Here is a 10582-nt window from a genome sequence, read left to right on the forward strand (position 1 = left end):
AATACACATTCCGGGGTAGGAGCTGCCGCAGGCTGCGATCTTTTGATCCGGCTTCTGACTCAAGGCGTGTCTGGCTGGTTCGCCGGATGCGCCTTGATGAACGCCGGGTGCGTCGCCGCCAATGCCGCCACTCGCCGGATTCGCGGGTAAGCTTCAAGAGAAACACTGAAACGCTCGGCTGCGTACAGCTGCGGGATCAAGTAGACGTCCGCCAACCCAGGCTCGGGGCCGAAGCAGTAACCGTCATCCCCGATCAACTGCTCAATCGTGGCCAACCCTTGGCCGATCCAGTGGCCGATCCACTCCACCACCTGCGGTTCGTCGTGGCCCGACTGGCGCAGCCGATTGAGCACGCTGACGTTGTGCAACGGGTGCACATCGCAGCCGATCACTGCCGCTACGCCGCGTTCGTGTGCGCGGGCAGTCAGGTCCCTGGACAGCAGCGGCACCTGTGGATAACGCTCCTCCAGGTATTCGATGATCGCGGGAGACTGGATCAGCAATTCGCCTTCATCGGTGCGCAAGGCCGGCACGCGGCCCTGCGGGTTGATACCCAGATAAGGTGGCTGCCGATGCTCACCACCCTGCGGTGCGATCAGATTGACTGGCAAGGATCGATAATCCAGGCCCTTGAGTGCCAAAGCGATACGCACCCGGTACGAAGACGTCGAACGGTAGTAGGTATAGAGTTCCATGCCCCACTCCTCTCAGCGTGCCGGCAGCACTTTGCCGCGGCACTCGCCAAAGCCAATGGAAGCGAAACCGTCGCGGCGGCAACGTCCGCGCAGGATGATTTCGTCACCGTCTTCAAGGAATTTACGCACCTCGCCCGAGGCCAGTTCGATCGGCTTTTTACCGCCTTCGGTGATTTCCAGCAGGCTGCCGAACTGGCCGTTTTCCGGTCCCGACAAGGTACCCGAGCCGAACAAGTCGCCAGCCTGCAATTGGCAACCATTGACGCTGTGGTGCGCCACCATCTGTGCCACGGTCCAGTACATGTGCCCGGTGTTGCTCAAGGTCAGGCGATGGGCTGGCAGGTTCTGTTCACGCATGGCCTCGGTGAGCAGCAGCACTTCCAGTTCGATGTCGAACGCGCCAGCGGCCTGATCGCGCTTGTCGAACAGGTACGGTAGCGGCTGCGGATCGCCTTGCGGACGCGCAGGCTGGGCGCGACGAAATGGTTCCAGCGCTTCGGCGGTGACGACCCACGGCGAGATGCTGGTGATGAAGCTCTTCGACAGGAACGGGCCCAGCGGCTGGTATTCCCAGGCCTGGATGTCCCGTGCCGACCAGTCGTTGAGCAGGCAGAAACCGGCGATGTGATCGGCGGCGTCGCCAATGGCAATCGAGTCGCCCATGTCGTTGCCCTGACCAATCCAGATGCCCAGTTCCAGTTCGTAGTCCAGGCGCGCGCAAGGGCCGAACGTCGGCTCGCTCTGACCGGCCGGCAACGTCTGGCCTTTCGGGCGGCGCACATCGGTACCGGACGGGCGAATGGTCGACGCGCGACCGTGGTAGCCGATTGGCACGTACTTGTAGTTCGGCAGCAACGGGTTGTCGGGACGGAACAGTTTGCCGACGTTCTGGGCGTGCTCGATGCCGACGTAGAAGTCGGTGTAATCGTTGATTTTCGCTGGCAGGTGCATCTCGCAATCCGCCGCCAGCGGCAGCAGTTTTGCGCCCAGGGCTTCGATCTTGCCGTGCAGGGTGCTGCCCTCGGCGAACAGTTCCAGCAAACGCTCGCGCAAGGCGACGCGAGCCTCGCGGCCCAGTTCGAAGAACGCATTCAACTGACCGCCACGGGTGGCCTCGACCGCAGCCTTCGCTGCGCCATCGAACAACCCGGCCTCCAGGGCCGCTTGTAGATCAAAGATATGTTCGCCAATGGCCACGCCGCTGCGCGGTGCCGAGCCGTTGAGGCTGAACACGCCCAGCGGCAGGTTTTGCAGGGGGAAATCAGCATGGCCGTTGGCGGATGCAACCCAGCTGCGAGTGATGGAAGTCTGCGTCATGGGTTATCTCCGGGTCGGGTCGAAAGTGGCGGGCAGCGTGGCCCAGCAGGCATCGTAAGTGTTTTGCAGTTGTGGGCAATCGAGGGCGAAACGGCTTGGGCGCAACACCTGGCTCGTCTCGAACATGAACGCCATGGTGTTGTCGATTTTCGCCGGTTTGAGGTCCGCGTTGATCGCTTTGGTGCAAGTCTCACCGTCGGGACCGTGGGCGCTCATACAGCTGTGCAACGAAGCACCGCCGGGCACAAAGCCTTCGGCCTTGGCGTCGTATTCGCCCTGGATCAAACCCATGAATTCGTTCATCAGGTTGCGATGGAACCACGGCGGACGGAAGGTTTTCTCGGCCACCATCCAGCGCGGCGGGAAGATCACGAAGTCGAGGTTGGCCAAGCCGTGAACGCTGGTCGGCGAGGTCAGAACGGTAAAGATCGACGGATCAGGGTGATCGAAACTGACGGTGCCGATGGTGTTGAAACGGCGCAGGTCATATTTGTACGGTACGTTGTTACCGTGCCAGGCGACCACGTTGAGCGGCGAATGATTGAGCTCGCAGGCCCACAGCTGGCCGAGGAACTTCTGCACCAGCGTGGTGGGTTGTTGCAGGTTTTCGTAGGCCGCCACCGGGGTCAGGAAGTCCCGCGGATTGGCCAGGCCATTGCTGCCAATCGGCCCCAGGTCCGGAAGACGCAGCGGCGCACCATGGTTTTCGGCGACGTAACCGCGGGCTTGCGGATCGAGCAGTTCAATGCGGAATTTAAGGCCGCGTGGCAGTACGGCAACTTCCAGCGGTTCCAGTTCAAGCACGCCTAGTTCGGTGGCAATGCGCAGGCGCCCCAGTTCAGGCACCAGCAACATCTCGCCGTCGGCGTTGAAGAACACACGCTCCATGGAACGGTTGGCGCGGTAGTTGTAGATGCTGATCCCGGCCGGTTTTTCCGCGCCCGAGTTGGCCGCCATGCTCACCAGACCATCGATGAAATCGGTCGGCTCGGCGGGAATGTCCAGCGGGTTCCAGCGCAAGCGATTGGGGGTTACGTCGCCCAGCGGGCCGCCGGACAGTTGCCGGTCAAGCTTGACGAATGCCGGGTGATTGGCCGACGGCTGAATGCGGTACATCCAGGTGCGCCGCGCCTCGCTGCGCGGCATGGTGAACGCCGTGCCGGAGAACAGTTCGGTGTAGAGGCCGTACGGGGCTTTTTGCGGGGAGTTCTGGCCGACGGGCAGTGCGCCGGGCAACGCTTCGCTGCTGAATTCGTTGCCGAAGCCTGACAGGTAGGCCAGCGCTGGCGTCGTTGAATCGGGGTTCATGGAGCCTCCTGAACAGGGAGTCGGCAATGCCGGTCACCCTTTGGAAGAGTTACTGGCCTGCCTCGGTTATTTTTATCGTAATTAGATTACGCATAACGTAATTTGATTGGTATTGACCGTCAAGCTATAAAGACGCCCATTCGTCCCGGGATCCCAGCCACCATGGAAAAAACCAGCGACAACAACGGTAAACAGAAAGTCCGCTCGGCCGAGGTTGGCACCGACATCCTCAAGGCGTTGGCCGAGTTGTCGCCTTCGACTTCGCTGTCGCGCCTRGCTGAACACGTGCAGATGCCGGCGAGCAAGGTTCACCGCTATTTGCAGGCGCTGATCGCCAGCGGATTCGCCGAGCAGAACGCTGCGACCAACCATTACGGGCTTGGCCGCGAAGCCTTGCGCGTAGGGTTGGCGGCACTCAACAGTATGGACGTGCTGAAAGTCGCCGCCCTGCCCCTGGCTGAACTGCGCGACGACTTGAACGAAACCTGTTTTCTGGCGGTATGGGGTAACCAGGGCGCGACCGTGGTGCATATCGAACCGGCGGTGCGTGCGGTGACGGTGGTGACACAACTGGGCTCGGTGTTGCCATTGCTCAGTTCTTCGACGGGACTGGTGTTTGGCGCCTACCTGCCCAGGCGTGAAACCGTGGACCTGCGCGATCAGGAGTTGCAGAGCAGCGCCACCCACAGCTTGGCGGATGATCAGGCGTACACGACGATGTGCGAACAGATCCGCCAACGGGGCCTGCATCATGTGCATGGATTGCTGATGCCCGGTGTGGATGCCTTGTCGGCACCGGTATTCAACGCCATGGGCAAGATTGCCGCAGTACTGACGGTGGTCGGGCCGACCTCGCTGTTCCATGCCGATGAAAACGGTCCCGCGGCGCAGCGTTTGCTGTCTGCCACACGAGCAGTGAGTTGGCGCATGGGCTATCAGCCAGACGCATTGACAACCTGAACGCAACGGCGCTGATCAGACGGGCAGGATCAGCCCCAGCTTCTTGCCCATCGCCACAGCTTGCGTGCGACGCTCAACCCCCAATTTGCTGTGGATTCTCCGTGCGTGGGTTTTCACCGTATGCAAGGAGATGAACAGTCGCTCGGCAATTTGCTGATTGGAACTGCCTTGGGCAATGAGACCCAGCACCTCAATCTCCCGGGTACTCAGCGGGCTGACATCGGCGAGCATGGCCGTCACCGACTCTTCCCCGCGCAAACGGCTGAGCAAGTTCGGCTGGCGCAGGCCCAGTTCACGCAACGCCTGTTGCCCGTTACAGCGCTTCACCAGCGCCAGGCCCGCCTCCAAAGCCGCCTTGGCCAGCCTGGGCTCCGCGGTCAGGTCCGCCACTTCGCTGATCACCAAATGCAATTCCGTTTCCAGTGCCAGCATGGCGTGCCGTTGCGCGTGATCGAGCAACTCCTGCAGCCGATCCAGCGGCTTTTGCGTCTGTTGCAAATGCATCTGCGCCAACACCAATTGGTACTCGATACGGGCAATCAGCTGAAGTGTGGCTGGTGGCGCCTGACGCGCACGAGGCCCGCGATAGTGACGCAAGACACGGGTCAGCGCCTCACAGGCCAATTCCGGTCGCCCTTGCTGCAACCAGAAATGGCTGCTGATTTGCAGCAGCACCCCGCGATACACCGTATCGGGAATCTGCCGCTGCTGCATCACTCGCTCGGCTTCGCGCAGACGATCAAACGCGAGGGTATAATCGCGCCGATTGGCGGCCATCTGCGCTTGCCCGAGAAAGCCATACAACGCGTGCTTGTCCTGGCTTTGCAGGCAGTCCTCCAGGCCGGACCGGAAGAAACCGGCGGCCAACTCATCTTGTCCCTGACAGAGGGCCAACCGCCCTCGCCGCAGGGCAATTCGCCCCAATAACGGCGTCGGTCGATCAGCCTGTCGGGACAACAAGGCAAAAACTTCAGCCAACAAGCTCTCGGCGCGTCGGGGCGCTCCGCGCATCTCCAGCAACTGCGCGTGATCGAGCTCAAGCAACCCTTCGAACAATAGCGAGCCTTGGGCGCGCGCCAGACACAGCGCCTCACGATTGAACGTCTGCGCCACATCGAGTTCGGCGTTGAGCAAGGCCTGCTGGGTCAGACCCGACAGGCACAACAATCGCACCGGCCAGGCATCGACGCTCAACTCGGCCAGCGCGTCGAGAAAGTGAACGCGGGCCGCCTCCATGCGACCTTGCAAATGCAGCAACCAGCCCTGTTGCGCCTGCCAGCGTGCCAGCAGTTGCCGTTGCAGCGCCTGCGTAGGCTGTGGGGCAAATCGTGCCAGTTGCTCGATGCACGCGGCGGCATGATCGAAGCGCCCGGCAACCAACAACGCCGCGGTAACCAGTCCCACCAATTGCGGTGTAACGAGGGTCAGTTCAGCCTGTTGACGCTCGTGGAGTTTCAACAGCAGACAGATATTTTCACGCCGGAACAAATGCTCGAAGCTGAAGTGCTGCAACAGGCTGACCGCAACTTCGAGCTCCTGCGCCAACAGAGCCTGCTCGAACGCACCTTGCCAGTCTTCTTCGGTGCTGAACCATTGGCACGCGCGGCGATGCCAGGATCGCCCCGCCGGGGACGGTTCTTCACGCATCGCCCGGGCCAGTGGTTCGAAGATCCGCAACCACTCGACGGAGTCTTCCCAGGGTTCAATGAAACAGCCCATTTCCTGCAACGCATGCAGCCACTGCGCGCCCTCACCCGTACCGAAAAGATGCTCGCACAAGCTGGCGTTGAAGCGTGGTAGATGAACCAACACCTGCCAGACCTCGACCAACTCCGGCGGCAAGCTGTTGAACAACTCATGCTGCAGATAATCGAGCAGCGTCGCCGAACGCCCCTGCTCACCCGACCACGGACAACCATTGAGCAACGCGATCCGCACACCAGCGCACCAGCCACCGCTGCGCTCAACTACCCTTTTGGCGGTTTGTGCCGCCAGGGTCGGCTCGACATGACCGAGCAACTGCCCGACTTCGGCCTCGGTAAATGCCAGAGCCCGGCCTTCGCACTCGTACAACTCATCATCCAGCAGCAGCCGCGGCCAGTTGCAGGATGGTCGTCGACGGGAACTCAGCCACCAGCTCAGCGCCGGGCTGGCAACGGCTAACAGGCGATCGAGCATCCGGTCGAGTTCCGGGTTGAGTGCGCGGCAAAAATCGTCGAGAAACAGCCAGGTCGGCGTCTGCAATCGCGCCAGATGCGCCAGCAGCCCTGGCTCATCCGCCGATGGCACCCCCAACGCTTGCGTCAGGCGCAACAGAAAATCGGCTGCACTCAACGACGCCCCCGCCAGCGGCAGCCAATAGACCCGACAGTTCTCCGGTGCACGCAGCAGGCATTCGCTGAGCAACGCGCTCTTGCCACTACCGGCCGGTGCGCAAAGCAACTTCACCCGCGCAGTCGAGGCCAGCATGGGCTCGATCAACCGCTCGCGGGACAGATGATGGGACGACAGTCGGGGCAGGAAACCGGGGCGGTCCAGACAGTGCGTCATTGCAGTCATAGTGATGCGCCTTTTTTATAATTCTGGCGCCACCCTAGACCTCTCCCGAGCGCTTGTTGAAGAAGTATTCAACACACTGATCCCCCACTATAAAAAAGGTGACCGTGAAGTCACCTTTTTGTGTAGGAGCCTGTAGGAAACTTACCGCACCCCCGTACTACGCAAGGCCGCTGGCGTGTAGTCCCCCGCTCTTGCATCGATGTTGAATTCGAAGCTGCGCTTCTCTTCGTTCTTCATTCCCAGGGCGATATAGCGACCGGCGATCAGGTCATACAGCGCTTCGACGGTGTAGGCCGGCACCTGGTGATCGTAGTAGAACTGCGCATGCCCTTCGGCGACACGCCAGAGCTGGCCACGCCCGTCGTAGTGGTCGGCCAGCGCCACTTGCCAGCTGTCTTCGTCGATGTACATGTGGCGCTTGGCGTACACGTGCCGCTCGTTCGGCTTGACCGTGGCGACGACTTCCCAGACCCGGTGCAGCTCATAGCGGGTCAGGTCCTGATTGATGTGTCCGGCCTTGATCACATCGGTGTACTTGAGGTCCGGCGAATCGAGTTTGTAGCTGTTGTAGGGAATGTACATCTCCTTCTTGCCGACCAGCTTCCAGTCGTAGCGATCCGGTGCGCCGGAAAACATGTCGAAGTTGTCGGTGGTGCGCAGGCCATCGGACGAGGTGCCGACGCCGTCATAGGCCACCTGCGGCGCACGCCGTACCCGGCGCTGGCCAGCATTGTAGATCCAGGCCTTGCGCGGTTCCTGGACCTGGTCGAGGGTCTCGTGAACCAGCAACACGTTACCCGCCAGCCGCGCCGGTGCGGTCACTTCCTGCTTGAAATAGTTGAGGACGTTATCGTCGCTGCCAGGTTTGAGATCACCGAGCAACGACGGCACCGCGACTTCGTCCTTGAAGCGGATCACCGTGAAATCGCCATTGGACTGCGGTGTCGCCTGGGTGATGGTGCGCCGCAGATTGCCGCCGTGGTAACGAGTGACGTGGTTCCAGATCACCTCCACACCATTCTTCGGAATCGGGAACGCGTAGTAGCGATTGCCGGTGAAGTTGGCCAGACCGTTACCGTCGTTGATCGGTGTTACGTTCAGAGCGCTGCGTTTGGCCGACTCATAGATTTCAGCCGGTAATGCCACAGTGCGGTGGCTGGGATAGACCGGAATTTTGTAAGTTTCAGGATAGCGCTTGAACATCGCGATCTGGCCGTCGGAGAGTTTGTCCTTGTACTTGTCGACGGTCGCGGCGGTGATCACGAACAACGGCTTTTCGCTGGCGAACGGATCGGCCAGGAAACCTTTGCTGTCCACCGCGCCAGCATTTTTCGGGATGCCGCCGGTCCAGGCCGGAATCGAGCCATCGGCATTGCCGGCCCTCTCGGCACCGAGCGGCGTAAGGCTGGTGCCGAGTTTGCCGGCTTCTTCCGGCGACACCGCAGCCATCACGTTGGCGGCCAACAGACTCAGGGCTAGAACGGTGCCCAATTGCAGAATCATCTTGCGCATTGAATTCATCCTTTTCAGCCAGATCAGAAGTTCACACCAAAGCTCAACGCCACGAAGTCACGGTCAGTGAGGACGTTGTAGTTACCTCCGAAAAAGTCGGTGTAACTGAGGCTCGCGGTGTACGTGTTGCGATAGTCCGCGTCGACACCGAGGCTGATGGCCTTGGCGCCTTCGTTGAACAGACCGTTGGGGCCAAAGCCTGCGACGTCGTGGGACCACGAGAGGTTGGGTCTGAAATTGATCCCGGCGATCAGGTTGTTGTAATCGAGAATGGCCCGGGCGCGATAACCCCACGACGTCGAGGTCACGAAGCCATTGGTATCACCGCCGAAACCATACTGACCAAACACCGAGTCGCGGCCGTAGCGCAGTTTGGTGCGCGGCTCCAGGCCGCCGACCCGGACCACCGCCGCCTCGCCCACCAGGGTCAGGCGATCCGCACCCGCGACCTGGTCGATGAAGTGCGTCAGGGTGCTCTGGACCTGCGTCACCTCCTTGCGGCGATAGCCTTTGTTGTCGGCCCCCGGTGTAGTGGCGATGGGCGATGCCGCACCGCCTGCAATCGGATTGAGCATGGCCAGGGTCAGGTCATTGGTGTTGACCTGCACCGGGAGGTTGGGGCGGTAGCTGATTTCCCCGCTCCACGCGGTGCCGGTGGATAACGTGGTGGAGAAGCTCGCGCCGTAGAGGCGGATGTCCTCCGGGTATTCGAGGTAATACTGGCCGCGACCGAGCATCACACTTTGGGCCAGGCCCGAACCGCTGCCGGGGGCGATGCGGTTGGCGGCGGCAACGATCCCCGGAAGGCTTGCCAGCGTACCGGGGCCAGCGGTGGTGGTCCCGACATTCGGTGAGCGGCTGTGGTAGTTCATGAAATACAGGCCGTATTCGGTGTCGTCCCCCAGCCAGCGCAATGCCGTCCCCCACTGTCCGGAGTCCCGGGCATCGCGGTCGCCACCACGGGGAACGATCACCCCCTCCTTGCTGACTTCGAAGCCCTGGTCAAAGGCAGCTGCAATCGGCTGCAGCGGTGCAATGGCCGGGCTGGCGACGGTGTAACCCTTGTTGCAACCATCGGCTACCACGTCCACACCGAAGAAGGTGCCGCAGTTATCGACAACCGTCTGGTCCCACTCCAGTTGATAGAAGCCTTCGACCGTCAATTTGTCCGTCAGTCCCTGGGAGGCAAACAGCATGTTGACCGGGATCAGGCCCTCCTTGATCTCGGCCCCCGGCCGACGGAACGCGGACACGTCGACCGGGTTGATGCTGTTGATCGAGTTGCCGATGAAGGTGCTCTCACCCCAGCTGACCACTTGTTTACCGGCACGCACCGTACCCGGCAGATCGGCAAGGGAATAGTTGTGATAGACGAAAGCATCGAGGATTTGTCCGCCTGAAGACTTGGCGCCTTCTTTGCGATTGTGATCGCTGATGTCCTTGAACGGCCGGCTTTCATCTTTCAGCTCAAAGTCGTACCAGTACTTGCCACGCACAAACGCACCGGTGTCGCCGTACTTCAGTTCGAGGTCGTGAATCCCCTTGAAGATCTTCGAGAAGGTTTCACCCTTCTTGAAATTCAATCGCCCGTCGTCGCCGGTCGAAGACTGGCCGGAACCGCCGTTGACGGTGCCCACCAGGGCATTATCCGCATCACGCACGCCCCAACTCGCGCCGACCGACAGCGAGGAGTCGAACGTCCCCTCGATTTCCCCGATGTTGAACGAAATGGCCTGTGCCTGGGTACAGCAGCCCAATGCAACCGCAGCCGCCAGCGCCTGTGGTGTGAAGATGGCGCGCATTGTTGTTTTTGTCATGCGTCTTCCCCGGTGAGTGACAGAAGGCCTCACCCTACTGCCGGGCACCGGGGTCGATAAGCGCACCAAGGAGGTATTCGTGGTGTACCTCTAAAGGATGACTGGCACAGGGTCATCACCCCGAGGACGAGCAGCCGAATCCTGACTGTTGCCGGGGTTGCAACAGTGCATGTCCGCAATTGGTATTTTTCCTACGACACCAAGGGCTTATTCTTGCCTGGCTGTCACGGTAAACCACCGCAGGCACGATGTACCGGCCTGCGCCGTGATGAAAGATTTCAGATGAATTGAGGATTCGGTTCATCGCCCTGTGTTCACTGACGTTGATTTGTAGCTCCTGATCCAACGTCTTACCTTGGCCGCTGCGTTTGCAGCGGCCTTTTTTATGGGTGATGGTTTTTTGATGAGTAACAG

Annotated in this window: 8 protein-coding genes; 1 reads left to right on the forward strand and 7 read right to left on the reverse strand. The window is 60.9% G+C overall.

Annotation, left to right across the window (positions count from 1 at the left end):
* Nucleotides 1-59: 59 nt before the first annotated feature.
* Genes maiA through hmgA form a run of 3 tightly spaced genes read right to left on the reverse strand, consistent with a single transcriptional unit; the run spans nucleotide 60 to nucleotide 3320 of the window.
* Nucleotides 60-695 carry a maleylacetoacetate isomerase gene (gene maiA / locus ACXRVY_RS09400; RefSeq protein WP_223463383.1) on the reverse strand — a complete coding sequence of 212 codons (636 nt, stop codon included), beginning with the start codon at nucleotides 693-695 and terminating at the stop codon, nucleotides 60-62.
* Nucleotides 696-707: 12 nt separating this feature from the next.
* A complete protein-coding gene (gene fahA / locus ACXRVY_RS09405; RefSeq protein WP_223463384.1) occupies nucleotides 708-2012 on the reverse strand; it encodes a fumarylacetoacetase in 1305 nt (434 codons plus the stop codon).
* Between the two features lie 3 nt (nucleotides 2013-2015).
* Entirely contained in the window at nucleotides 2016-3320 is a 1305-nt protein-coding gene (gene hmgA, locus ACXRVY_RS09410; protein ID WP_223463385.1) for a homogentisate 1,2-dioxygenase, read from the reverse strand.
* A 162-nt stretch (nucleotides 3321-3482) separates the two neighbouring features.
* Here hmgA and ACXRVY_RS09415 point away from each other — a divergent pair, with 162 nt between their 5' ends.
* Nucleotides 3483-4280 carry an IclR family transcriptional regulator gene (locus tag ACXRVY_RS09415; protein ID WP_223463386.1) on the forward strand — a complete coding sequence of 266 codons (798 nt, stop codon included), beginning with the start codon at nucleotides 3483-3485 and terminating at the stop codon, nucleotides 4278-4280.
* A gap of 15 nt (nucleotides 4281-4295) precedes the next feature.
* Here ACXRVY_RS09415 and ACXRVY_RS09420 read toward each other — a convergent pair whose 3' ends face one another.
* From ACXRVY_RS09420 to ACXRVY_RS09435, 4 genes are all read right to left on the reverse strand, one after another.
* On the reverse strand, nucleotides 4296-6839 hold the full coding sequence (locus ACXRVY_RS09420) for a LuxR C-terminal-related transcriptional regulator (protein ID WP_223463387.1): 2544 nt from the start codon (nucleotides 6837-6839) through the stop codon (nucleotides 4296-4298).
* A gap of 141 nt (nucleotides 6840-6980) precedes the next feature.
* Entirely contained in the window at nucleotides 6981-8351 is a 1371-nt protein-coding gene (locus ACXRVY_RS09425; protein WP_223463388.1) for a DUF1329 domain-containing protein, read from the reverse strand.
* Between the two features lie 23 nt (nucleotides 8352-8374).
* Nucleotides 8375-10168, reverse strand: coding sequence for a DUF1302 domain-containing protein (locus ACXRVY_RS09430; protein ID WP_223463389.1), 1794 nt, complete (start codon nucleotides 10166-10168; stop codon nucleotides 8375-8377).
* A gap of 115 nt (nucleotides 10169-10283) precedes the next feature.
* The coding region (locus ACXRVY_RS09435) for a hypothetical protein (protein WP_458237292.1) at nucleotides 10284-10582 on the reverse strand (299 nt) is incomplete at its 5' end.

It is taken from the genome of Pseudomonas sp. P5_A2_2 (assembly GCF_054177685.1).